We start from the raw sequence: 24572 nt of genomic DNA, 5'->3' as shown, positions 1-24572 counted from the left end.
CTCGTAACCACTTTTTCCCTTTGGGGTTGCATTTCTTCTTTTTCCAAAAGGCAGGTGCTGTATGCAGAGCTCATGTAAGTCTGTATACAGGTTTTAGCGTTTGCATGCGTATGGGCAGAAGGTAAAAGGCAGAGGCCAATAAAGTGAGATATTGAAAGTTATGAGCCTGAAAGGGCTTTCATAACGGCTTCAACATGGCCAGGAATTTTTACTTTATACCACACTTGCAGAATTTTCCCATCCGGCCCGATGAGAAAAGTGCTTCGTTCAATGCCCATATATTTGCGTCCATACATGGATTTTTCTACCCACACACCGTAATCCATACATGTTTTCCCTTCTTCATCTGAGGCCAAGGGAAAGGTCAGATTGTATTTTTCAGCAAACTGCATAATGGCCTTCATAGGATCACGAGAGACCCCAATGACAGGAATATTGAGGGTTTTAAAAGCTGGAAGGGCCTCTTCAAATGCACAAGCCTCCTTTGTACAGCCGGAGGTATTAGCCTTGGGGTAAAAATAAAGCACAAAGCTTTTGCCTTTCAGAGATGAAAGGCTGATGGTTTGGCCTGTGCTGGTAGGAAGAGAAAAATGGGGAGCAGAATCGCCAGGAGTCAACAGATGTGTTGTATTCATTCTTGTACCGTCTGAGTGAGTTTAAGGAAATAGGGGTAAGAAAGGTGTAAGAAAAAAAGACGTATTTTGTGTTCAGTATTACCTGAAAAATTCAGGATAGGACATAATTTTTTGTTGATGAGTTTTTAGTCTGGCTTACCAATCAGCTCACTGAATAGGATCCTTACGGTTTTGGCATAGGAGGCCATAATGTCGGGAAGGTTTTCTAGGGTTGCATGAGGAAATTTTTTGTATAGATCTTCAAGCAGGATCTTTCCATTAAAAGTGGAAAGAGGGAGAAGGGGCGTTTTAGGGACTGTGGTGCCAATAAGCAGGCGCAGTTGACTTTGGAGGGTTCGCCAGAAATATTCCGCCTCAGAAAGCTGGTGCGCTTGGGCTGGTGTTATTTCACCCAAAGAGGCAAGGGCTTTGAAAACTTGGGCTGCTTGAGGATGTCTGGTAGAAGGATGAGTAGAAATAAGCTGTAAGGTTTGGGCAATAAACTCCACTTCCATTAAGCCGCCTGCCCGTAATTTTATATCCCAGATGCTCGCTGGTGGTAGGTCTTTAGTCAGGCGGTTGCGCATGGCCAAAGCATCTTGCTTGGTCGTTTCAGGGCCCTTCTGGTGTTGTAAGGATAAAGCCTGCTTAATAGCAACATGCACTTTGCGTTTTATAAAAGCTGGTCCGGCAATAATATGGGCACGGGTTAAAGACATGCGCTCCCATGTCTGGGCCTGGCTCTCGTGATAGTGCTTAAAGGAGAGTAACGAGACAGCAACGGGCCCTTTACTGCCTGAGGGACGTAGGCGCATATCCACAGCATAAAGTGGGCCTTCGAGCCCTGGGCTTGTAAGGGCTGCAATGAGGCTATGGCAAAGCCTTACAAAATATTGTCCAGCGGGAAGGGGGTGTTGCTTACGAGTGCCTTTTCGGCCAGCAGGGGAAATAACACTTTCTGCATTATTTTCGGGGTGATCAAATATCATCAACAGATCAAGATCTGATCCGGCCATCATCTGCTGAGAGCCTGCTTTGCCAAGGGCTATAATGGCCATACCCCCTTGAGGGATGCGCCCATATTTTTGTTTGTGCTCATGATAGACAGACTTGTAAAGGCTGGAGATAACGGCCTCGGCAAGGTTTGTACGGGCTACCCCTGCTTCATCAACATCTATTCTGCCCTCAAGCTGTTCTACAGAGATCTGAAATTGTTCTGAACAGACAATATTGCGTAAGTGGGGAATAAGTTCTTCGGTTGAAGAATATTTTTTTGCCAGCTCCGCAATTTGGATTAGGGCTGATTGATGGACTTCTAAAGGGTTTTCCGTACTGAGTAGGCTTTCTATGGCAGCAGGGTTTTCTGCCAGATAGGTGGCCAGGAAGGAGGAGCTTCCCAACAGGGTGATAATACGGGTTATCAGGGCTGGATTATATTCCAGAAGAGAGAGGAATTGAATGCCTGCTCGATGGACGGCTAGAAGGTGGTCAAAGCGTTTTAAAACAATAAGCTGGGAAGGCTGTTGAGAAATTGCGGTTAAAATTGGCACAAGAAGGGTTTTGAGAAGTTTGCGAGCCCGATCGGATTTTAAAGCTCTTAGCCCATCTGTTTCCCAGTAGGAAATAATGTCAGCGGCTTCTTCAGGGGCATCAAAACCAAGCTTTTGCAAATATCCGATCAAGTCTGCAGAAACAAGATCAGCCGGCGTGCTGGCAAGGTGGGAGGAGGCTACAAACTGGGTTTCAAATGCCGTATGGACTTGGAGAAAAATATTGAAGAGGTTGGTAATGAAATGGTCAAGATCAGGAGCATTATTAAAAATGGCGCAGGCTTTAAGCCCCTCTATCGTTGTCGGAAGACTGTGTGTTTGCCTATCTTCGTACATTTGAAGCCTGTGTTCCACCTGGCGAAGAAACGTGTATGAGGTGATAAGCTGCCGTGTCAGGCTGTCATCAATAAGCTGGTTTTTAGCCAAAAGACTTAGGGCTTGTATGGTGGAAGGAGCGCGGAGCTCTTCGCGTTTGCCCCCCCAAACCAGTTGCATGGCCTGAGCCATAAATTCGACTTCTCTTATCCCCCCTTGTCCTAGCTTTACGTTATAACCCAGCAGGAATTCTATTTTTTCCTCTAGGGAGGCCTTGGAAAGATGGGTAAGCTGCTGAAGGGAAAGATGCTTGCGGCTATGATGGTGGTTGATGCGCAGCTTCATGCCACGAATATCGTCCAGCAAGGCAAAGTCCAGATGTCGCCGCCAGATAAAGGGCGCTATGGTTTTAAGAAAATCCTCCCCCGCTGCAAGATCTCCTGCAATGGGACGGGCCTTGATCATGGCAGCACGTTCCCATGTTTGGCCCATACTTTCATAATAAGTTAAAGCTGCAAGAAGAGAGACTGCTACAGGGGTAGAGGCCGGATCAGGCCGTAAACGTAGATCAGTACGGAAAACATAGCCGTTTTCATCGGGCTTTGACATAAGGCTGACAAGATCATGGCATATTCGGATAAAGGTATGGCGTAGTGAGTCGTTCTCTTGATGGCAGGCTGGATCGTAGAGTATGATCAGATCGATGTCAGAAGAATAATTGAGCTCATAAGCCCCTAGCTTTCCCATGGCAAGTACAATAAAACCACTTTTATAAGAGGGGTCGGTAGGAGAAGAAAGCGTTATGGTCCCTGTTGCGTGAGAAGTGAGTAAAAGATGGTTTACGGCAATGTTTAGTGTATGTTCTGCAAGGAGGCTAAGGGTCTTTGTAATTTTTTCTAAGGGCCATAAGTCACCGATGTCTGCCAGGCCGCATGTAAGGGCCATATAATGTTTGGCCTGTCGCATGACCTTGGCTGTTTCTTGCCGAGAAAGGGAAGGAGAGACCTCACGCAAAGACTGAAAAACCTGCTTTGTTATGGTATCGGGTCCATGATGGAGAAGTTGTGCAAAAAAAGTGGGGTCTTTCAGGGACAGCTCAGCCAGGTAGGGGCTATTTCCGCCTATCGCTGCAAGCAACGCAAGGGATGCTTCTTTTTGGTGGATAGGGTTTTTCAACCCCATTGTGCTCCACAAGTGGAGTATATCTTTAATAAAACACTGTGCTCGCGAGCTATTGGCAGGTTCAGGCCACGGACAGTTTGCCCAGCCGGAAAAAAAAGGAACCTGGTTTGTCATGAAAGCGTTGGCCATTTTGTTCTGTTCTCTAAAATATTTTGCTTTCAGGATAATGCAGTAGGGTATCAAGGACAACGGGGATGATACACGATACGGAGAACCTATTGGAAAAGCCAACGCAAGAGAGAGGGGTTCGAGCCTTTTTCCTTTCGCCGTGGTGGCTTGCCATTAAGGTCGTTGTTTTATTTCTTTTAAGTCTTTTAGGGGTCCCCCTTATTGCCTTGGCCGTATTGATTTTTCGGCTCGGATATGGGCCTTTGGATGTTTCTGTTGTGGCGAAAGGGTTTTTCCCTGTTGTTATTATGTCTGGTCAACCCGGTAAACCCCCGGCTGCATCCTTAACAATTGGCCGTGTCTTTTTAAACTGGAATGGGTTTCATTATGGTTTGAAGGCTCCTTTCAGTATTAAGCTTGTGGATGCCAAAGTGCTGGATGCTAAAGGGCAAGTGGTTAATTTAATAAAAAGCAGCGAAGTCTCGCTCAGGCTTCGGTCTTTGCTCAAGGGAGCGGTATCTATTAACTCCATTAATATCCAGGGTGCTGATATTCATTTGCTTCGTCAGAAAAACGGAGACTTTACTTTGGATGTGCCAGGCGGTGTTGCGGATAATGCCCCACCGCCTAAGATTGATTTTTCTCGTTTCAAGCTTGTTCAAGCGTCAGATATTCACGCGATTATTCGTGATGAGGCGTTGGGGTATTCCTGGAATGTTACCAAGTTGGATATCAAGCTGAATGCTTTAAAGTTACAAAAGCGGATTGGTTTTGTGGGGGATATTAATGTTGCCCTTAACTTTAAAGATGTTGTGCCAATGAGCTTTCATGCCCATGGGAGTGCTGTTGAGCTTACCAATGGGGAGACAGGGTTGAAATGGCAAATCAGTCTTGACCCTGTTAACCCAGCAGCTTTTGTTTCTGTTTATCCACAAATGGAGGGTTTAAAGTCTGCCAACCTTCCGATTGGTTTTAAGGCTGAATTTATTTTGGCCGCCTCTAAGGATCAAAGTCAATTTGTGCTTCCCTCTTCCTTGCAGGCAACAGTTACCGTAGGAACAGGGTATATCCAGGTAGGGGATGGTATAATCCCCATGATTGATGGCGCCACAGAGGTTGAGGCCAAGCTCCCCTCCACCCTCGATGGAGCATTAAAGGTGACTATGAAGAAGGGGCTATTTCATTTGGCCTCTTCAAAATTTCCTCAAGATCGTGCTTATCAGCTTGCGGTTAAAACAAGTGGTTCTCTTTCTCTTCCGAACGTGCAAGAAAGTAAGTTGATAGATATGATGCTGAAGTTAGATACCCCCAGGGTCGATCTGGCGCGCATTATGGAATATTGGCCACGGGGTATCAGTCAGGGGGCGCGTGACTGGGTGGAAGAAAATCTTGTGAGTGGGCAAGCCAGCAATTTTCATATGGATATTGGCCTGGGAAGCCATGCAGGCTGGGAAAACCTTGATATCGCCTCATTAGGGGGGCATGTTGACGCCAAAAAAGTTAAGGTTTACTGGATGCGCCCTATTCCGCCGTTGGAAGATATCCAGGCAAAGATGCAGTTTGTCAACAAAAACAAAATTCTGATCACATTTTTTCATGCCACCCAGATTGCCCATCCTGATGTTAAGCGCATCGGCTCAGCAGGTCCAGGAAAGATACAGTTTGACAAGGGGACAATGGAAATTTCTGGCTTGATGGATAAGGTTCAAACCGGCGTGGTGCACGTTCCTATTTCTGGAGATGTCCGTGACATTCTTGCCATTCTGGATGAACCCAAATTTCATCTCTTTTCCCGATCGGCCCCTCTGCCGTTAGATCATCCGCAGGGGAAAGCCAAGGTTGCTCTTTTTGTGCAGCTGCCATTGGTTAATGATATTCATCTTAAGGATGTCAAGATCCGTGCAGATACCTACCTTACCGATGTTTCCATACAAAATATCGTCATGAATAGGCCGCTTGAAGGGGGGAATATTCATTTGGTTAGCACAACCGAAAATTTGGCTTTAAAGGGGAACGGTAAGCTCTCGGGTATCCCTTCAAGTTTTTCATATGCTATGAAATATGCAAAAGTCCCTTCTGGAAGCTTCTCCCAACAGGCTGATGTGCAAATGCGTCTTTCGCGAAAGGAAGTGGCTCGGGAGCTTCCCTTCCTGCATGATTATATCTTCGGGAATGCGGCTTTATCCGTTCAATATAGAAAATACGGAAGTGGTCATATTGATGTCGTTATGCATGCTGATCTTTCTCAGGCGAATATTGTCACCCCATTCTGGGAGAAGCCTTATCATGTTCCGGGAACATTACAGGCTGTGATGCATCCCGTAGAAAGCGGTGGCAACTCATTTGATAGTTTGATCATTAATGCGCCAGGTTTACGTTTTTCTGGGCGGGTTATGCTTTCTTCCCGCTTGCCGGAAAATTTGGTGGAAGGGGATTATATTCTTGATCACTCGCAAGGCTATATTCGTGTGGCCTATCCTGTTGTTGAGGGGGGTGGACAAAAGAATGGGTCCATTCATATTACCCTTAATGCCCAACATATTGATGCCTCTTCCTATCTGCAAAAGGATAGCTCGAAAACGTCCTCTGGTTTTGATGTCCCACCTTTATTAACAGGCTGGCCAGCTGCCCCTCAAAGGCCATGGGATATTAATGCCTACACCAGGGATTTTTTGGTTGAGCCTGAAAAAATTATTCGTGATGTCCGTGTTCAGGTTGACAGCGATGGAAGAAGAATTAGCCGTATTTATTCCAACATTGCCGATGCCGGGGGAATGCGCCTGTTAATGTTTAGGGAGAGAGGATTCCGGCCCCTTTATTTCCAGATGAAGGATTTGGGTCATTTTTTTGGAAGCATTGATTTTATTAAGGATTTCAGGGGTGGCCCGGTGGATATTCATGGGTATTTTGATGATGAAAAGCCCACTGCACCTTTTACAGGCAGGTTCAATGTCGGGCCTTTTCACATGATGCAGGCTCCTCGTAGCCTTCTTTTAGCCAATAATCTTTCCATTTACGGTTGGCTGTTAGGTCCCAAGCCACCTCAATTTGATTTAAACCACATTCATGCCGAATTGGAATTGAACGATAATATTATTCAGTTAAAAAACGGGCAGGCCGGTAATTCGTCCCTTGGGGCGACCTTTAAGGGACCGATTGATCTTCATAAGGGTGAAATTACTGTGGATGGGACCATTGTGCCCGCCTTCATCATTAATACCTTGCCTGGAAAACTCCCATTGATTGGGGAATTGTTTAGCCCAGAAGAAGGGGGTGGGCTTATCTCAGCGACTTTTGACGTTCGGGGGCCCCTGAATGATATGAATGTGCATGTTCATCCATTTTCTGTGTTGTTACCGGGAATCCTTCGGGAGTTGATACAGTAAGTGTTATACGGTTATGACCCCCTCAAACAGGTGAGTTTCATAATAGGGAAAGGAGAATATCGTGCGGGAAGAATTTGCGTTAGGCTTATTAATAGTGCAGATTTTTCTGCTTTTTCTTCTTTGTTTTGGTTTTTTTCTGCTTTGGCGTAAAGTTTCTCAAAGCAACGAGGCACAACCAGAGAAAGAGCAGTGGAACAAGCTATTTCAGATCCTTCATTATGAGGCAGAGTATTCAACCCGCCGAAGTGAACAGCTTTTAAATACACTTGCCGCTACAGAGCGTGCTCTTACAGGACATCTTGGGCGATTAAAAACAGAAATTATGGAAAAAAGCACTGATGCCTCAGCAGCCTTGTTAAAAGAGCAGGCAGAAGCCCGCATTATGCAGGTGACAGCCTTAAAGGAAATGGCTGAAAATAGCGCAAAGCAACTTCATGAAATTAGGGCGAGTGTTTCAGAGCGTTTGCACGAAGCTGTAGAAAAGCAGATGCAAACCTCTTTTAGTCGGGTATTGGAACAATTTGCCTCTGTTCAGAAAGCCATGGGTGAAGTGTCTTCGATGACTGCTCAGATAGGGGATTTAAAAAGATTATTTTCAAATGTCAAAACCCGTGGGGGGTGGGGTGAGGCCCAGCTCCGCTCGATTCTGGACGATATTCTTCCCCCGGATGGTTTTCTTATAAATCAGAAATTGGATGAAACCAGTGGTGTGTTTGTTGAATTTGCTCTTTACATGCCGGCCAATACTCAAAATAAACCGCTGCTTGCCATTGATTCAAAATTCCCCACCGAATCCTACGAGCGCCTCCTTGACGCCCTTGAGGTAGGAGATGGAGAGGCAGAGCGCAAGGCACGCCGTGAGCTGGAAAGCACTGTACGTTCAGAGGCAAAAAAAATAGCGAGCAAATATATTGTTCCTCCTGTCACTGTTGATTTTGCCATTCTCTATTTGCCAACGGATGGCTTGTATGCCGAGGTTTCCCGCATGGCCGGACTTATTGATGAACTTAATCGTTCCCACAGAATTCTGGTCATGAGCCCAGCCTTGATGCCCGCTTTTTTGCGGACAATTCAAATCGGGCATGTCTCTTTGGCGATGGAGGAAAAAACTCAGATGGTGGCAGCCTTGTTGGGCGCTACCCGCCAGGAGATGATAAAGATGGATGGAATTTTAGAAAAACTGGCCAAAAATACTGTCACCATGGGCAATTCTATAGAGGCTGCACGAACACGCACACGTTGGTTTGCAAAGAAACTTCGTAATGTTGCAACACAAGAACAAAATATTGCAACCCCCGAACAAGAGGAAGATATGACTTCTCAGTCGCTTTTGATACAGGAAGAATAATGGGCCTCTTTTGAGATTAGCTTGACAGGAAGAGGGGAATTGTCTACATATCCGAGCTCATAACGAACGCGGGAGAAGGCTGGCAAAGTAAAAGTAATCGGCCAGTTTTCGCTGTAACCGCGGTTCGGGCGAAGCTAATGGATTTTATAAGGAGCATCCCGAATATGGCCAAGAAAATTGTTGGCTACATTAAACTGCAAATTCCTGCAGGCAAGGCTAACCCTTCCCCTCCTGTTGGTCCGGCTTTGGGGCAACGTGGGCTCAATATTATGGAATTTTGCAAACAATTCAACGCCGCAACACAGTCACTGGAGCCAGGCATGCCAATTCCGGTGGTGATTACGGCTTATGCTGATCGTACGTTTAGTTTCATTACCAAAACTCCTCCTAACACCTATTTTCTGTTAAAGGCTGCTAAAGTCTCCAAAGGTGGTACAACTGTTGGTAAAGGCAGCCCTGTTGGAAAAATCACCACTGCACAGTTGCGTGAAATAGCCGAACAGAAAATGAAGGATATGAACGCTAACGATATTGAGGGTGCAGTCAAAATGCTTGCAGGTTCTGCCCGTTCTATGGGTCTTACTGTGGTGGAGGGTTAAGATGGCCAAAAACAAACGTCTTGCAGCCATTAAGGCCAAGGTAGATCGTAATCAGTTTTATGCATTGGTAGAGGCTGTTAAGCTGGTAAAAGGCAATGCGACGGCTAAGTTTGATGAAACAATTGAAATTGCCCTCAATTTAGGGATTGATCCTCGCCATGCAGACCAAATGGTGCGTGGGTTGATTTCTTTGCCTCATGGTACTGGCAAAACACTTCGCGTGGGGGTTTTTGCTCGTGGTGCCAAGGCTGATGAAGCAAAGGCTGCTGGGGCAGATGTGGTCGGTGATGACGATTTGGCAGAGAAAATCCAGGCTGGTACTATCGAGTTTGATCGATGCATTGCAACACCGGATATGATGGCTTTGGTGGGTCGCTTGGGTAAAATTTTAGGCCCACGCGGACTTATGCCCAACCCCAAGCTTGGCACTGTTACAATGGATGTTAAGTCAGCCGTTGAAGCAGCTAAGTCTGGCCAGGTTGAGTATCGTGCAGACAAGGCAGGAATTATTCATGCCGGCATTGGCAAGGCCTCTTTCGATGAAGCTAAGCTGCAAGAAAATATTCTTGCTTTGGTTGATGCTGTTCAGAAAGCACGCCCATCTGGTGCAAAAGGAACTTTTTTGCAAAAAGCAGCCTTGTCTTCCACTATGGGGGTTGGTATCGCTGTGGATGTGGCAACATTAGCTGGTTAGTGATTCAAGAAGGTCTCTTTAATGGGATGGGTCTTGTAGAACTCTCTGGTAGAAATGTTGTGTAACGTTGTTTTATAGCGTTAATGAATGATGAGTAAGAATCTCCACTCCAGCAGAAGATAATGCTGGGGTGGCGTAGGGAAGCAATTATTTGTTTTCCCGATCCTGTCCGAGACCAGACGTGGCATAAGCCTTAATTTTACGGCTGGGAGACGGGGCCAGATACAGGAATTTTGGTTTTTGTTATCGTGGTTTTTTCCGTTTTTACTTTGGGGCAGGCGAGCTGGAGCATACTTCAAAATCGAGGTAGCTCTTAAGGGTAACCTAGGCAGAATGCTTTAGAGAAGCACTCTGTCGAATGAAGGAGACGGGAATTGAACCGTACGGAGAAGCGTGAATTTGTAGCCTCCCTTTCGGCTGTCTTCGCAGAAACGTCTATGGTTGTTGTAACCAGAAATGATGGGCTGACGGTTGCTGATGCAACAGAGCTTAGAAGGCGTATGCGGAGTGCTGGTGTGGGCTATAAAGTTGCCAAAAACCGGTTAGCGACCCTCGCTCTGAATGGCACCCGCTTTGACGGTATTGCCCCCTTATTAAAGGGGCCAACGGCACTTGCTTGGTCTGATGACCCTGTTGCTGTTGCAAAAACTGCCGTTGAGTTCGCCAAGATCAATGAGAAATTTGTTATCGTTGGTGGCGCTTTAGGCGAGCAGGCACTTGATGTGTCTGCCATCAAGACATTGGCTGAACTGCCATCGCTTGATGAGCTGCGTGCCAAGCTGGTGGGTCTTATTTCTACACCGGCAACACGAATTGCTGGTGTATTACAGGCGCCAGCAGGACAGATTGCTCGGGTTTTGGGTGCTTATTCATCCAAGGGTGGGGCGGAAGCCGCCTAATAAGAGTGTTTTACCCTTCTTTTGGGGAGGGTATTGTTGTGTTTAGTAAATAGAGAAAGAAACCAAAATGGCTGATTTAAATAAACTTGTTGATGACCTTTCTGCTTTAAGCGTTCTTGAAGCAGCAGAACTTTCTAAACTTTTGGAAGAAAAATGGGGTGTTTCTGCAGCAGCTCCTGTTGCTGTGGCTGCAGCAGCTCCTGCTGCTGGTGGGGCCCCTGCTGAAGAAAAGACAGAATTTACAGTAGTTCTGGCAAAATCTGGCGAGAAGAAAATTAACGTTATTAAAGAAGTTCGGGCCATTACAGGTCTAGGCTTGAAAGAAGCTAAGGATCTCGTGGAAGGGGCTCCAAAACCTCTTAAAGAGGGTGTCAATAAAGACGAAGCAGAAAAAATCAAAAAGACCCTTGAAGAACAAGGGGCTACTATCGAAATTAAATAAGAGGCTTAAATTTTTGGTAGTAAACCTAAGTTATTTTTGCTACTTTAATTTAAGTAGGGGTGAGAATCTGTTCGGTTCTCACCCCATTTGGCCGTTTACCTCCTAAGGAATGGCGGGGGCGTTAAGGGTAAATCGGTGGTTTTCCGCTAATGGCATTAAGGGCAAGTGAATTTATTAGGTATGGTGTGCCCATTTTAAAGATATTAAGCGCGTTATTTCGGGTAAGTTTCTTACGTTAATGGAGCCTGAATGCAAAATAGGGATAGTCTGTTTTTGTTAGGCAAAAATCAGAGCACGAGAGTTAAACGCACAGCGGTGTGGATGGAAATTTCAAGCAAGATGGAGCAGGGAAAGCGATGAACGCAATCACAAAATCGTTCACGGGGCGTAAGCGTATTCGCAAGAATTTTGGTAGAATTCCAGAAATTGCTCCCATGCCCAACTTGATCGATGTGCAGAGGGCAAGCTACGAGTCTTTTCTTCAGATGAACGTCTCGCCAGATAGCCGCACGCGTACGGGTTTACAGGAAGTTTTTGTTTCGGTTTTTCCTATTAATGATTTCGCAGGTCGTGGTCGTCTAGAATTTGTGGACTACGAGTTAGAAGAGCCAAAATATGATGTTGAAGAATGTATTCAACGTGGTCTTACCTATGCCGCTCCTCTTAAGGTTGTCTTGCGTTTAATAGTTTGGGATGTGGATGAAGATACCGGTTCCCGCTCTATTCGTGATATCAAAGAGCAGCCTGTTTATATGGGTGATATGCCGCTTATGACAGATAACGGCACCTTTATTATCAACGGAACAGAACGTGTCATTGTTTCGCAGATGCATCGCAGTCCTGGTGTATTTTTTGATCATGATAAAGGAAAGACACACTCTTCAGGCAAGTATCTTTTTGCAGCCCGGGTTATTCCTTATCGTGGTTCATGGTTGGATTTTGAGTTTGACAGTAAAGACCTCATTTACGTTCGTATAGATCGTAAGCGCAAATTGCCCGTTACCACTCTGCTTTATGCGTTGGAGAGTGAATATTCCAAAAAAGCTAGGGCAGAGCGTCTTGCTGAGGGGGGCGATGTTGATGTCATGGAAATTAAGGGGATGGATGACGATGAAATCCTTTCCTATTTCTATGAGACGGTTGAGTTTCGCAAAACTAAAAAAGGCTGGGCCCGGAGTTTTGTTCCTGAAGCTTTCCGTGGAATGAAGCTTTTATCGCCTCTCGTTGATGCCAAAACCGGGGAAGTGATTGCTCAGGCAGACGAAAAGCTTACAGCGCGGACCGTACGGAAAATTGCCGAAACAACCAAAGAAGTTTTGGCAACAGAATCTGATCTCATTGGTCGTTATATCGCCTGTGATCTTGTTAATGAAACAACAGGGGAAATTTACGGCGAATCTGGGGAAGAGATTACGGAGGAGCGTCTTGCTGCTATTGAAGCTGCAGGTCTAAAAAGCCTACCCACTCTTGCTATAGATGCCAATAACGGCCCTTGGATTCGTAATACCCTGATGGCTGACAAGAATGCGAGCCGAGAAGATGCGTTAATTGACATTTATCGTGTTATGCGTCCAGGGGAGCCTCCAACAAGAGAGACAGCTGAATCTCTTTTCCATGGGCTTTTCTTTGATTCTGATCGTTATGACCTTTCCTCTGTCGGGCGTGTTAAAATGAATATGCGCTTGGGGCTTGAGGAGAATGATGACAATCGGGTTCTTACAAAGCTGGATATTCTACGCACGATTAAAGTGATGTGCGACCTTAAAGATGGCCGCGGTGCGGTTGATGATATTGACAACCTCGGCAATCGTCGTGTGCGCTCTGTAGGCGAATTGATGGAAAACCAGTATCGTATTGGCCTATTGCGCATGGAGCGCACTATTCGTGAGCGTATGGGTTCTGTCGATATCGATACAGTGATGCCCCATGATCTGATCAATGCCAAACCTGCGGCAGCTGCTGTCCGTGAGTTTTTTGGATCTTCCCAGTTATCCCAGTTTATGGACCAGACCAATCCTTTGTCTGAAGTTACCCATAAACGGCGGTTGTCAGCACTTGGGCCGGGAGGGCTGACCCGTGAACGTGCAGGGTTTGAGGTGCGCGATGTTCATCCAACCCATTACGGTCGTATTTGCCCGATTGAAACCCCTGAAGGGCCCAATATTGGGCTGATCAACTCTTTGGCAACCTATGCTAAAGTAAACAAATACGGTTTTATTGAAACCCCTTATCGTCTTGTGCAGGATGGCGTTCTTCAGGATGGGTGGAAATATCTTTCTGCCATGGAAGAGGAAAGGTTGGTCGTAGCACAGGCCGATGCCAAGCAGGATGCAGATGGCCGTTTGGTAGATGATCTGGTTTCTGTCCGCAAAGGAAGTGATTTCCGCCTGGTTCAGCCTGAGGAGGTTACCGCTTGTGACGTTTCTCCCAAGCAGCTGGTTTCAGTAGCAGCAGCACTAATACCATTTTTGGAAAATGACGATGCTAACCGTGCCCTTATGGGTTCAAACATGCAACGCCAAGCTGTTCCGCTTATTCAGTCTGATGCCCCATTGGTGGGCACGGGAATGGAAGCGGCTGTTGCCAAGGATTCAGGGGCTACCATTGTGGCCAAGCGTGGGGGAGTGATTGACCAGATTGATGGTGCTCGTATCGTTATACGAGTAACGGACGATTCTGGGGCGACGCAGGGTGTCGATATTTATCGTTTGCGTAAATATATGCGCTCTAACCAGTCTACATGTATTAATCAGCGTCCTCTTGTACGGGTAGGGGATAGTGTTGGGGCAGGTGATATCATTGCCGATGGTCCCTCAACAGATCTTGGTGAGTTGGCCTTAGGGCGGAATGTTCTTGTGGCTTTTATGCCCTGGAATGGCTATAATTTCGAAGATTCTATCTTGATTTCAGAGCGGATTGCCCGTGATGATGTTTTTACTTCGATTCACATTGAGGAATTTGAAGTGATGGCTCGCGATACCAAGTTGGGGCAAGAGGAAATCACCCGGGATATTCCTAATGTCGGTGAAGAGGCTCTTCGTAATCTGGATGAGGCCGGCATTGTCTATATAGGGGCAGAGGTCAACCCTGGCGATATCCTGATTGGAAAGGTTACCCCCAAAGGGGAAAGCCCGATGACCCCTGAAGAGAAGCTGTTACGTGCTATTTTTGGTGAAAAAGCCTCTGATGTACGCGATACTTCTTTAAGGCTTCCTCCTGGAACCTCGGGAACGGTTGTAGATGTGCGGGTGTTTTCTCGTCGTGGAGTGGATAAGGACGAGCGCGCCATGGCCATTGAGCGTGCAGAAATTGAACGCTTGGCAAAAGATCGTGATGATGAGCGCGCTATTCAGGAACGTTCTTTCTATAACCGTTTAAAAGAGAAATTAATTGGCCAAACAGCTGAAGCAGGCTTCAAGGGAATTCGTTCTGGGGTTGTGATCACTGAAGAGGTCTTGGGCGAACATCCCCGCGGCATGTGGCGGAATATCGTTGTTGAGTCCGATCGTGTGATGGAGGAGATTGAGGCCCTTAAACGGGAATTCGATAGCTCTGTTCAGCGTATCCAAGACCGGTTTGAAAATAAGGTCGAGAAGCTTCAGCGAGGTGACGAGCTTCCTCCTGGTGTGATGAAGATGGTAAAGGTCTTCATTGCCGTAAAGCGCAAGCTTCAACCTGGCGATAAAATGGCCGGGCGGCACGGCAATAAGGGGGTTGTCTCTCGTGTTGTGCCTGTTGAAGATATGCCCTTTCTTGAAGATGGAACACCAATGGATATTGTTCTTAATCCTTTAGGTGTGCCATCACGTATGAATGTGGGGCAAATATTGGAAACCCATTTGGGTTGGGCCTGTGCCAATACGGGCAAAAACATTGGTCAGCTGGTTGACGACTATCAGCGCAATATGGAGACTAAGCAGACCCTTCTTAATAAACTCAAAGAGGTTTATGGGGAAAGGGTTTATGAGGAAGACATAGCCAGCCTTGAAAATAGCCAGCTTATTGAGCTGTGTGACAATCTACGAAAAGGTGTGCCCATTATGACCCCCGTGTTTGATGGGGCAAGCATTCCCGATATTGAAAACATGTTAAAACAGGCTGGTGTTAGTCATTCTGGTCAATCCCGCTTGGTAGATGGGCGAACAGGAGAGATGTTTGAGCGGGAAGTCACTGTTGGCTATATTTACATGCTGAAGCTTCATCATCTGGTTGATGACAAAATCCACGCTCGTTCTATTGGGCCTTATTCTTTGGTCACCCAGCAACCTTTGGGTGGTAAAGCCCAGTTTGGTGGTCAGCGCTTTGGAGAGATGGAGGTCTGGGCTTTAGAGGCTTACGGGGCTGCCTATACCCTTCAGGAAATGCTGACAGTTAAGTCTGATGATGTTTCGGGAAGAACTAAGGTATATGAGGCCATCGTGCGCGAGCAGGATGATTTTGAAGCAGGCATACCAGAAAGCTTTAATGTGCTGGTAAAAGAGCTCAAATCTCTCGGTTTGAATGTTGAGCTTGAGCAAGGCTCTGAGTAAGAGAGACCACTGGTTTGTCTTAATATAGGTTTGATTTTTTCTTTATTGCCTGGTTGGGGAGGGGTAAATCCTTCAATCAGGCTCCCTCAAGGGTAGGTTTATAGCATGAATGAAATCATGAAGATCCTTGGTCAGAATGGCCAAACATTGTCATTTGATCAAATCAAAATTCAGCTGGCTTCACCTGAGCAGATTCGCTCGTGGTCCTATGGTGAAGTAAAGAAACCTGAGACGATTAATTATCGTACTTTCAAACCAGAGCGTGATGGGCTGTTCTGTGCGCGGATTTTTGGCCCCATAAAAGATTACGAATGTTTATGCGGTAAGTATAAACGTATGAAATTTCGTGGGATTGTCTGTGAAAAATGTGGGGTAGAGGTTACCTTGGCGAAAGTTCGCCGCGATAGGATGGGCCATATTGAGTTGGCTAGCCCAGTTGCGCATATATGGTTTCTTAAATCATTGCCAAGTCGTATTGGTTTAATGGTGGACTTTACCCTTAAGGATCTTGAAAAGGTCTTGTATTTCGAAAGTTACATTGTTCTAGAGCCTGGCACTTCACCTCTTAAGCAATACAGCCTTTTGACAGAAGAGCAGTATTTTAGTGTTATGGAAGAGTATGGGGATGAAGGGATTGAAGTCGGTATTGGTGCTGAGGCGATTAAAAAGATTCTCTCTAGCATTGACTGTAACGAGGAAAAGGAAAAGCTGCGAGTTGAGCTGAAGGAGACTAATTCAGAAGTCAAACGCAAAAAGCTGGTGAAGCGTTTGAAGTTGGTAGAGGCCTTTGCGGAGAGCGGCGTTCGTCCGGAATGGATGATTCTTGATATTGTTCCTGTTATTCCTCCTGAATTACGTCCTTTAGTGCCTTTGGATGGAGGGCGTTTTGCAACTTCTGACCTGAATGATTTATATCGCCGTGTGATCAACCGTAACAATCGTCTAAAAAGACTGATTGAGTTGCGTGCACCCGATATTATTGTCCGTAATGAAAAGCGTATGCTTCAGGAATCTGTCGATGCTTTGTTTGATAACGGGCGTAGGGGGAGAGCCATCACAGGGGCTAATAAAAGACCTCTGAAATCTCTTTCTGATATGCTGAAAGGAAAGCAGGGGCGTTTCCGTCAGAACCTTCTTGGTAAGCGTGTGGATTATTCCGGTCGTTCTGTTATTGTGGTGGGTCCTGAGCTCAAATTACATCAGTGCGGTTTACCTAAGAAAATGGCACTGGAGCTGTTTAAGCCGTTCATTTATTCCAAGCTTGAAAAATATGGTCATGCGACAACTATCAAGGCTGCAAAGCGGATGGTGGAAAAGGAGCGGCCGGAAGTATGGGATATTCTTGAGGAAGTGATCCGGGAGCATCCTGTTATGCTCAACCGTGCGCCTACGTTGCATCGGCTGGGCATTCAGGCCTTTGAGCCCATTTTGGTAGAAGGTAAAGCTATTCAGCTTCATCCGTTGGTTTGTACGGCCTTTAATGCCGATTTTGATGGCGACCAAATGGCGGTGCATGTTCCCTTAAGCCTTGAAGCCCAGCTTGAGGCGCGCGTGTTGATGATGTCGACGAACAATATTCTCAGCCCTGCCAATGGGAAGCCGATTATTGTGCCGTCACAAGATATTGTGTTGGGGCTTTATTATCTTAGCCTTGAGACCCCTGAATTTAGAAATACGCCTGACCAGAGCGAGTATGATGATCAGGGTCGGCTGGTAAGGGTGGGTGCTACGGCCTTTGCCTCGATTGGTGAGATAGAATATGCCCTTAATAGTGGTGTCATTAAACTGCACGACAAGATCCGTGCCCGTTATGAAGCAATTGACGCTGAGGGAAGGAGTGTTCGCCAGACTGTGGTCACCACACCAGGAAGGATGCTCATTGCACAGATTTTACCTAAAAATCCAGCCATCTCCTTCGACCTTATTAATAAACAGCTCACCAAAAAGACGATCTCTGATGTCATCGATATGGTCTATCGTCATTGTGGACAAAAAGAGTGTGTGATTTTTGCTGATCGTTTAATGGGCCTCGGGTTTGGCCAAGCCGCTAAAGCAGGTATTTCCTTTGGTAAGGATGACATGATTATCCCTGCTGAAAAGCAGCCTCTCGTTGAGCGCACAGCTAATGAGGTTAAAGAGTTTGAACAGCAATATCAGGATGGTCTTATTACTGCAGGTGAGCGGTACAACAAAGTTGTTGATGCCTGGTCTCGATGCACGGATGAAGTCCAGGCTGCGATGATGAAGGAAATCTCCAAACAGGAAGAGGGTAAGCCTATTAACTCTGTCTGGATGATGAGTCATTCAGGGGCTCGTGGGTCGCCAGCGCAGATGAAACAGCTGGCGGGGATGCGTGGGCTTATGGCAAAACCTTCGGGGGAGATTATTGAGCAGCCCATTATAGCTAACTTTAAGGAAGGGCTATCTGTTCTTGACTACTTTACCTCTACCCATGGTGCGCGTAAGGGATTGGCCGATACAGCACTGAAGACTGCAAATTCAGGCTATCTAACCCGGCGATTGGTAGATGTTGCCCAGGATTCCATTATTATTGAACAGGACTGCGGAACAGAACGTGGGTTAAGCCTTCGTGCCGTTATGGACGGGGGCGAGGTTATCTCATCCCTTTCAGAGCGTGTCCTAGGCCGCACGGCAGCTGCAGATGTTGTGCACCCTGTTTCAGGCGAAGTTATCGTCAAGGTTAATACCTTAATTGAAGAGGCTGATGCTGAGCGTATAGAAAAAGCTGGCGTTGAGAGTGTTCTTATTCGTTCTGTTTTAACCTGTGATAGCAAGGTTGGCGTGTGTGCGAAATGCTATGGGCGTGATCTTGCTCGTGGGACTCCGGTTAATATTGGTGAGGCTGTGGGTGTTATTGCTGCGCAGTCCATTGGTGAGCCTGGCACACAGTTAACTATGAGAACCTTCCATATTGGGGGGGCAGCTCAGCGTGGTGCGGAGCAATCTATGGTTGAAGCCTCTCGTGATGGTGTCATAGAAATCCGCAATCGTAACATCGTTCATAATAGTCAGAATGTGCCTATTATTATGTCTCGTAACTGTGAGATTCTCTTGAAGGATGAGCAAGGTACAGAGCGCGCCCGTTATCGTGTGCCCTACGGGGCGAGGCTTTTGGTGGAAGATGGTGCCAAAGTTGAACGCCATCAGAAAATGGCGGAGTGGGACCCTTATACACTTCCTATTATAACCGAACAGCCTGGCACGGTTGAGTATCTTGATCTGATTGAGGGGATAACCCTTATTGAACGAATGGATGAGGTTACGGGCCTTACCTCTAAGGTTGTTGTGGATTATAAACAGGCGTCGAAGGGTGTAGATTTACGCCCAAGGCTTCAACTTAAAGATGCCAAAAGCAACGTGGTTAAACTCTCAAATGGGAATGATGCGCGTTACTTCCTGTCTCCAGATTCCCTTCTTTCTGTACAGAACGGCGCTGTGGTGAATGCAGGGGATGTCTTAGCCCGTATTCCTCGTGAAGGCTCGAAAACGCGCGATATCACTGGTGGTCTTCCTCGTGTGGCAGAGCTGTTTGAAGCCCGCCGGCCAAAGGATCATGCTATTATTGCTGAAGCACCAGGTCGTGTTGAATTTGGGAAGGACTATAAGGCCAAGCGTCGTATTGTGATTAAGAACGATGAAACGGGGGAAGAGACGGATTATCTTATTCCCAAAGGGAAACATATCTCTGTTCAAGAAGGGGATTTTGTCATGCAGGGCGATCCTTTGGTGGATGGTCCTAGGGTGCCGCATGATATCTTGAAAGTGCTTGGGATTGAAGCTTTGTCGGAATATCTCATTAATGAAATTCAAAGTGTTTATAGGCTTCAGGGTGTCAAGATTAACGATAAACATATTGAAGTCATCGTAAGGCAGATGCTGCAAAAGGTCGAAATTCAAGAGCCTGGTGATACAACATATCTTATCGGAGAAATTGTTGATCGGGCTGAGTTCGATCAAGAAAACAGTAAATATCTTGCACGTGATGAAAGGCCTGCGGTAGCGACTCCAGTCCTTCAGGGGATTACCAAGGCCTCATTGCAAACTCAATCCTTTATTTCTGCAGCCTCGTTTCAGGAAACGACTCGTGTGCTCACAGAGGCCGCGACTTCTGGTAAAGTCGATACCCTTAATGGGCTGAAAGAAAATGTGATTGTCGGGCGTCTTATTCCTGCGGGAACGGGCAGTGTTATGAATCGTCTTCGTGCAGTTGCTGCTCAGGATGATCCACAGCCTATTCAGAAAATGTCTTCAACAGAAGGAGATGTAGAGGCCGCTGAATAGCCTTTTTATTCACTACTGGATGATATTGTGTGTTCAAAATAAGTCAGATGGCAGGCTATCTGACTTATTTTTTTTAAAGTCGCTATTTTATTTTGTAAAAATAGTAAAACTATTGTAAAGAGAACTCTATACAGAGAATGGCAAAACATTCACCCTATTGCGGGCTTGACAAAAGCGTAGCTGTTTTGTAATTCTCGCGCCCACAGCAACCTGTTATTTGGGAATAGCAGTTGCAGACGAATACAACACTCGAATCGTATGGTGCCGTTTGCATAATGCACAACTTAGGCCATATGTGTTATGTATTCCCCGTGAGGATGGTGTTACACTATCTAAAGCGGGTTTTTGTTATGAATAATAGCCGTAATATTCTGTTGGGTATTAAGGCTTATTTTTAGATGAGGATTGGGAAAGGCGCATGCCGACCATCAACCAGTTAATTGCTAAGGGTCGTGAGCCAGCGGCCAAGCGCAATAAAGTGCCTGCTTTGCAGGGTTGTCCGCAAAAGCGTGGTGTCTGTACGCGTGTTTATACAACGACACCTAAGAAGCCGAACTCGGCCTTGCGTAAGGTTGCGAAGGTTCGTCTGACAAATGGTTATGAGGTTGTGAGTTATATCCCTGGTGAAGGGCATAACCTTCAAGAGCACAGTGTGGTCTTGATACGCGGTGGTCGTGTTAAGGACCTTCCTGGTGTTCGCTATCATATTTTACGTGGTGTATTGGATACGCAAGGTATTGCAAAACGCCGTCAGCGTCGTTCGTTATATGGCGCCAAGAGGCCGAAGTAAGAGGGAATTAAGATATGAGTCGCCGTCATCGCGCAGTTAAGCGCGAGATTCTTCCTGATCCAAAATTTGGAGATGTCGTTATCACGCGCTTCATGAATGCGCTTATGTATGATGGCAAGAAATCAATCGCTGAAGGGATTGTATACGGTGCCCTTGATGCATTAAAATCTCGTGGTGGGAGCTCTTCTGGGGATCCTGTTCAGATGTTTCATGAGGCTTTAGACAATGTCAAGCCAGTGGTTGAGGTTCGTTCGCGCCGTGTGGGTGGTGCTACCTATCAGGTTCCTGTTGAGGTTCGTGCAGAGCGCAGGCAGGCATTGGCCATTCGTTGGCTGATAGATGCTTCTCGGAAGCGTGGTGAAAATACCATGCAGGAGCGTCTTTCAAATGAGCTGCTCGATGCGGTAAATAACCGTGGTGCAGCTGTAAAAAAACGTGAAGACACGCATCGTATGGCTGAAGCCAATAAAGCGTTTAGTCATTATCGTTGGTAATTTGGTTATTGAGTATATTAGATTTCTACATGCTATTTTGTCCCAGTGGGCACCAGAACGGAGATATTGAATAATGGCAAAGGCAAAGTTTGAGCGGAATAAACCGCACTGTAATATTGGAACCATTGGTCACGTTGATCATGGAAAAACCACCCTCACGGCAGCGATCACAAAGGTTTTGGCTGAGGCTGGTGGGGCATCCTTTACTGCCTATGATATGATTGATAAGGCACCTGAAGAGCGTGCTCGCGGTATTACTATTTCAACAGCGCATGTTGAGTATGAAACTGGTAAGCGTCACTATGCTCACGTTGATTGTCCTGGTCACGCTGACTACGTAAAAAATATGATTACGGGTGCTGCGCAGATGGATGGTGCTATTCTGGTGGTTTCTGCTGCAGATGGCCCAATGCCTCAAACACGTGAGCACATTCTTCTAGCCCGTCAGGTAGGTGTTCCTGCTCTGGTGGTTTTCATGAACAAAGTTGACCAGGTTGACGATCCAGAGCTTCTGGAGCTGGTTGAGATGGAAATTCGTGAACTGCTTTCTTCTTATCAGTTCCCTGGTGATGAAATTCCAATCATTAAAGGTTCTGCTCTGGCCACCCTGGAAGATGGTGACCCAGAAATTGGAAAAAACCGCATTAAAGATCTGATGGACGCTGTTGATTCTTATATTCCGCAACCAGAACGCCCTGTTGATCGTCCATTTCTTATGCCAATTGAAGACGTTTTCTCAATCTCTGGCCGTGGCACCGTGGTGACTGGCCGTGTAGAGCGTGGTGCTGTAAACGTTGGTGATGAAGTTGATATTGTCGGTATTCGTGATACTGTTAAGACAACTGTAACCGGCGTTGAGATGTTCCGTAAGTTGCTTGATCGTGGAGAGGCTGGTGACAATATTGGGGCTCTGCTTCGTGGAACAAAGCGTGAGGACGTTGAGCGTGGACAGGTTCTTGCAAAGCCAGGTTCAATTAATCCTCATAAGAAATTTAAGGCAGAAGCTTATATTCTGACAAAAGAAGAAGGTGGCCGTCATACCCCATTCTTTACGAATTATCGTCCACAGTTTTATTTCCGCACGACTGATGTGACCGGTGTTGTTCATCTGGCGGAAGGAACGGAAATGGTTATGCCAGGTGATAATGCGGCGATGGATGTGGAATTGATTGCTCCAATTGCTATGGATGAAGGTCTTCGTTTCGCTATTCGTGAGGGTGGCCGCACAGTGGGTGCAGGCGTTGTATCCTCTATTGTTGAATAAGTATTATTAAGTGTTTGACTCTGGAGGAAAATCCTCCAGAGTTTTGTTTGGTCTCGGGTGTCTCCGAAAAAATTAGTTGGACAGATACAGAAAGATGGATAACCAAAACATCCGCATTCGTCTTAAGGCATACGATCATCGTGTCCTTGATACCAGCACGAAAGAAATCGTGAATACGGCAAAACGTACGGGTGCGCAGGTTCGGGGGCCTATCCCGTTGCCGACGCATATTGAACGGTTCACTGTTAACCGCTCACCGCATATTGACAAGAAGAGCCGTGAGCAATTTGAAATGAGAACTCATCGCCGCTTGCTTGATATTGTTGAGCCAACACCGCAGACCGTGGATGCCCTCATGAAGCTCGACCTCGCCGCTGGCGTGGATGTTGAGATAAAGTTATAAGGCCCAGACGATGCGCACCGGATTGATCGCAAAAAAATTAGGGATGACCCGTATCTTCAAGGAAGACGGTACTCATGTTCCTGTTACAGTCTTGCATATTGATAATGTGCAGGTTGTGGATATAAAAAACAAAGATAGAGATGGCTACACCGCCCTTCAGTTGGGAATTGGTACTGCAAAAGTAAAAAACGTTAGCAAGCCTAATCGTGGCCATTTTGCAAAGAACAGGGTTGAACCAAAGTCCAGACTTACAGAATTTCGTATTTCTGAAGATGCTGTTGTTTCCGTGGGAGAGACTCTGACTGTTTCACATTTTGTGATTGGTCAGCGGGTTGATGTAACGGGAACAAGTAAGGGGAAAGGCTTTGCTGGAGCGATGAAAAGATGGAACTTTAGGGGGTTGGAAGCAACTCACGGTGTTTCCATTAGCCATCGTTCCCATGGTTCTACTGGTAATAGGCAAGATCCTGGCAAAACATTCAAGAACAAAAAGATGGCTGGCCATCTTGGTTGTGAACGAATCACAACCCTTAATCTGGAAGTTGCAGCTGTCGATGTTGAGAGAAATCTCATCATGATTCACGGTTCTGTGCCGGGCAGTAAAAATGATTTTGTTTTAATACGTGATGCGATCAAGAAGGCGCGCCATGCAGATGCTCCGTATCCTGCAGCCCTTCAGACGGCAGAAAGCTAAGGAAGAAGGGTTATGGATTACGAGATTAAAACCCTAGAAAATCAATCTGCAGGTAGTACTACACTGCCAGACCAGATTTTTGGGGTTACACCGAGAAAAGATATTATGGCTCGGGTTGTGCATTGGCAGTTAGCTAAACGTCGGGCCGGCACTCATAAAGTAAAAGGTATGGGTGAAGTTTCTGGCACAACTAAAAAGCCTTATCGTCAAAAGGGTACGGGTAATGCTCGTCAGGGCTCTTTAAGGGCTCCTCAGTTTAGAACGGGTGGTGTTGTACACGGGCCAGTTGTTAGGGATCATGGGTATGATTTACCTAAAAAGATGAGACGTCTTGGGTTAATTTCTGCTCTTTCTCAGAAGGTAGAAGAGGGAAAACTGGTCATTCTTGATCAAGCGTCTGGTGTAAGCAAGACTTCGGACTTGGCCAAGAAAATTAAGGTTTTAGGCTGGAACTCAGCTCTTTTGGTTGATGCTCATCTGGATGATGCTTTTGCCCGCTGTGTGCACAACCTTCGCCTGGTGGATATTCTTCCTACAGTGGGTGTGAATGTCTATGATATTCTCAAGCATGAGATGCTGGTGATGACCGTGTCTGCTGTTGAGGGTCTTAAGGAGCGCTTGTCATGACCAATATACTTGCACTTCGCCGCAAGGCGGAAGGAATGTCTCGTGAGCAGATGTTTGACATTATCCGCGCCCCTTTGATTACTGAAAAGGCTACGGCTCTTTCGGAAAAAAATCAGGTTGTATTTCGTGTAGCGCCCTATGCGACCAAACCGCAAATTAAAGTTGCTGTTGAGACCTTGTTTAATGTTAAGGTGTTGAACGTCAATACCTTGGTGCTTAAGGGTAAAACAAAACGCTTTAAGGGGATACCAGGTAGGCGTTCGGATACGAAAAAGGCTTTTGTTCACCTAGCTGAGGGTCAGTCTATCGATCTGACCTCAAAACTATCCTAA

The 24572-nt window shown here is 46.3% G+C and carries 17 protein-coding genes; 15 read left to right on the top strand and 2 right to left on the bottom strand.

Translation table 11 applies throughout. The annotated features are described in order from the left end of the window. Positions 1-158: 158 nt before the first annotated feature. The gene (gene bcp, locus JGUZn3_RS00365) at positions 159-635 is read right to left on the bottom strand and encodes a thioredoxin-dependent thiol peroxidase (protein WP_203413831.1); all 477 of its coding nucleotides are present in this window, start codon (positions 633-635) and stop codon (positions 159-161) included. Between the two features lie 125 nt (positions 636-760). Then, positions 761-3790, bottom strand: coding sequence for a bifunctional [glutamine synthetase] adenylyltransferase/[glutamine synthetase]-adenylyl-L-tyrosine phosphorylase (locus JGUZn3_RS00360; RefSeq protein WP_203413830.1), 3030 nt, complete (start codon positions 3788-3790; stop codon positions 761-763). A 65-nt stretch (positions 3791-3855) separates the two neighbouring features. On the opposite strand from JGUZn3_RS00360, the gene JGUZn3_RS00355 reads away from it, so the two are divergent. The 15 genes from JGUZn3_RS00355 (at position 3856) to JGUZn3_RS00285 (ending at position 24572) form a co-directional block, all read left to right on the top strand. Next, positions 3856-7155, top strand: coding sequence for a YhdP family protein (locus tag JGUZn3_RS00355; RefSeq protein WP_203413829.1), 3300 nt, complete (start codon positions 3856-3858; stop codon positions 7153-7155). A 61-nt stretch (positions 7156-7216) separates the two neighbouring features. After that, entirely contained in the window at positions 7217-8503 is a 1287-nt protein-coding gene (locus JGUZn3_RS00350; RefSeq protein ID WP_238996838.1) for a DNA recombination protein RmuC, read from the top strand. Positions 8504-8667: 164 nt separating this feature from the next. Then, entirely contained in the window at positions 8668-9102 is a 435-nt protein-coding gene (gene rplK, locus JGUZn3_RS00345) for a 50S ribosomal protein L11 (RefSeq protein ID WP_203413828.1), read from the top strand. Position 9103: 1 nt separating this feature from the next. After that, on the top strand, positions 9104-9796 hold the full coding sequence (gene rplA / locus JGUZn3_RS00340) for a 50S ribosomal protein L1 (protein ID WP_203413827.1): 693 nt from the start codon (positions 9104-9106) through the stop codon (positions 9794-9796). Positions 9797-10170: 374 nt separating this feature from the next. Then, positions 10171-10695: a 50S ribosomal protein L10 gene (rplJ, locus tag JGUZn3_RS00335; protein ID WP_203413826.1), complete on the top strand. Its 525-nt coding sequence runs from the start codon at positions 10171-10173 to the stop codon at positions 10693-10695. Between the two features lie 67 nt (positions 10696-10762). Next, positions 10763-11137, top strand: coding sequence for a 50S ribosomal protein L7/L12 (rplL, locus tag JGUZn3_RS00330; protein ID WP_203413825.1), 375 nt, complete (start codon positions 10763-10765; stop codon positions 11135-11137). Positions 11138-11493: 356 nt separating this feature from the next. Continuing rightward, a complete protein-coding gene (rpoB, locus tag JGUZn3_RS00325) occupies positions 11494-15666 on the top strand; it encodes a DNA-directed RNA polymerase subunit beta (RefSeq protein WP_203413824.1) in 4173 nt (1390 codons plus the stop codon). A gap of 105 nt (positions 15667-15771) precedes the next feature. Then, positions 15772-19968, top strand: coding sequence for a DNA-directed RNA polymerase subunit beta' (gene rpoC / locus JGUZn3_RS00320; RefSeq protein ID WP_203413823.1), 4197 nt, complete (start codon positions 15772-15774; stop codon positions 19966-19968). Positions 19969-20386: 418 nt separating this feature from the next. Beyond that, positions 20387-20758 (top strand): 30S ribosomal protein S12, encoded by a 372-nt coding sequence (gene rpsL, locus JGUZn3_RS00315; RefSeq protein WP_003621118.1) that lies wholly within the window; start codon positions 20387-20389, stop codon positions 20756-20758. 14 nt (positions 20759-20772) lie between these two features. Then, positions 20773-21252: a 30S ribosomal protein S7 gene (gene rpsG, locus JGUZn3_RS00310; protein WP_203413822.1), complete on the top strand. Its 480-nt coding sequence runs from the start codon at positions 20773-20775 to the stop codon at positions 21250-21252. Between the two features lie 73 nt (positions 21253-21325). Next, on the top strand, positions 21326-22516 hold the full coding sequence (gene tuf, locus JGUZn3_RS00305) for an elongation factor Tu (protein ID WP_203413821.1): 1191 nt from the start codon (positions 21326-21328) through the stop codon (positions 22514-22516). Positions 22517-22610: 94 nt separating this feature from the next. Continuing rightward, entirely contained in the window at positions 22611-22919 is a 309-nt protein-coding gene (gene rpsJ, locus JGUZn3_RS00300) for a 30S ribosomal protein S10 (protein WP_203413820.1), read from the top strand. Positions 22920-22929: 10 nt separating this feature from the next. After that, positions 22930-23613, top strand: coding sequence for a 50S ribosomal protein L3 (gene rplC, locus JGUZn3_RS00295; RefSeq protein ID WP_203413819.1), 684 nt, complete (start codon positions 22930-22932; stop codon positions 23611-23613). 12 nt (positions 23614-23625) lie between these two features. Next, the gene (rplD, locus tag JGUZn3_RS00290; protein WP_203413818.1) at positions 23626-24240 is read left to right on the top strand and encodes a 50S ribosomal protein L4; all 615 of its coding nucleotides are present in this window, start codon (positions 23626-23628) and stop codon (positions 24238-24240) included. A gap of 35 nt (positions 24241-24275) precedes the next feature. Further along, positions 24276-24572, top strand: coding sequence for a 50S ribosomal protein L23 (locus tag JGUZn3_RS00285; RefSeq protein WP_203414719.1), 297 nt, complete (start codon positions 24276-24278; stop codon positions 24570-24572).

The sequence above is a fragment of the Entomobacter blattae genome, assembly GCF_014672835.1.
Taxonomy (GTDB): domain Bacteria; phylum Pseudomonadota; class Alphaproteobacteria; order Acetobacterales; family Acetobacteraceae; genus Entomobacter; species Entomobacter blattae.
The sequence above is the reverse complement of the archived record's forward strand: the minus strand, read 5'-3'. Positions and strand labels throughout refer to the sequence as shown.

Excerpts from the sequence above, each read along its gene's own strand:
- bcp (WP_203413831.1), bottom strand. The coding sequence starts at position 635 with ATGAATACAACACATCTGTTGACTCCTGGCGATTCTGCTCCCCATTTT.
- JGUZn3_RS00360 (WP_203413830.1), bottom strand. The coding sequence starts at position 3,790 with ATGGCCAACGCTTTCATGACAAACCAGGTTCCTTTTTTTTCCGGCTGG.
- JGUZn3_RS00355 (WP_203413829.1), top strand. The coding sequence starts at position 3,856 with ATGATACACGATACGGAGAACCTATTGGAAAAGCCAACGCAAGAGAGA.
- rplK (WP_203413828.1), top strand. The coding sequence starts at position 8,668 with ATGGCCAAGAAAATTGTTGGCTACATTAAACTGCAAATTCCTGCAGGC.
- rplA (WP_203413827.1), top strand. The coding sequence starts at position 9,104 with ATGGCCAAAAACAAACGTCTTGCAGCCATTAAGGCCAAGGTAGATCGT.
- rplL (WP_203413825.1), top strand. The coding sequence starts at position 10,763 with ATGGCTGATTTAAATAAACTTGTTGATGACCTTTCTGCTTTAAGCGTT.
- rpoB (WP_203413824.1), top strand. The coding sequence starts at position 11,494 with ATGAACGCAATCACAAAATCGTTCACGGGGCGTAAGCGTATTCGCAAG.
- rpoC (WP_203413823.1), top strand. The coding sequence starts at position 15,772 with ATGAATGAAATCATGAAGATCCTTGGTCAGAATGGCCAAACATTGTCA.
- rpsL (WP_003621118.1), top strand. The coding sequence starts at position 20,387 with ATGCCGACCATCAACCAGTTAATTGCTAAGGGTCGTGAGCCAGCGGCC.
- rpsG (WP_203413822.1), top strand. The coding sequence starts at position 20,773 with ATGAGTCGCCGTCATCGCGCAGTTAAGCGCGAGATTCTTCCTGATCCA.
- tuf (WP_203413821.1), top strand. The coding sequence starts at position 21,326 with ATGGCAAAGGCAAAGTTTGAGCGGAATAAACCGCACTGTAATATTGGA.
- rpsJ (WP_203413820.1), top strand. The coding sequence starts at position 22,611 with ATGGATAACCAAAACATCCGCATTCGTCTTAAGGCATACGATCATCGT.
- rplC (WP_203413819.1), top strand. The coding sequence starts at position 22,930 with ATGCGCACCGGATTGATCGCAAAAAAATTAGGGATGACCCGTATCTTC.
- rplD (WP_203413818.1), top strand. The coding sequence starts at position 23,626 with ATGGATTACGAGATTAAAACCCTAGAAAATCAATCTGCAGGTAGTACT.
- JGUZn3_RS00285 (WP_203414719.1), top strand. The coding sequence starts at position 24,276 with ATGTCTCGTGAGCAGATGTTTGACATTATCCGCGCCCCTTTGATTACT.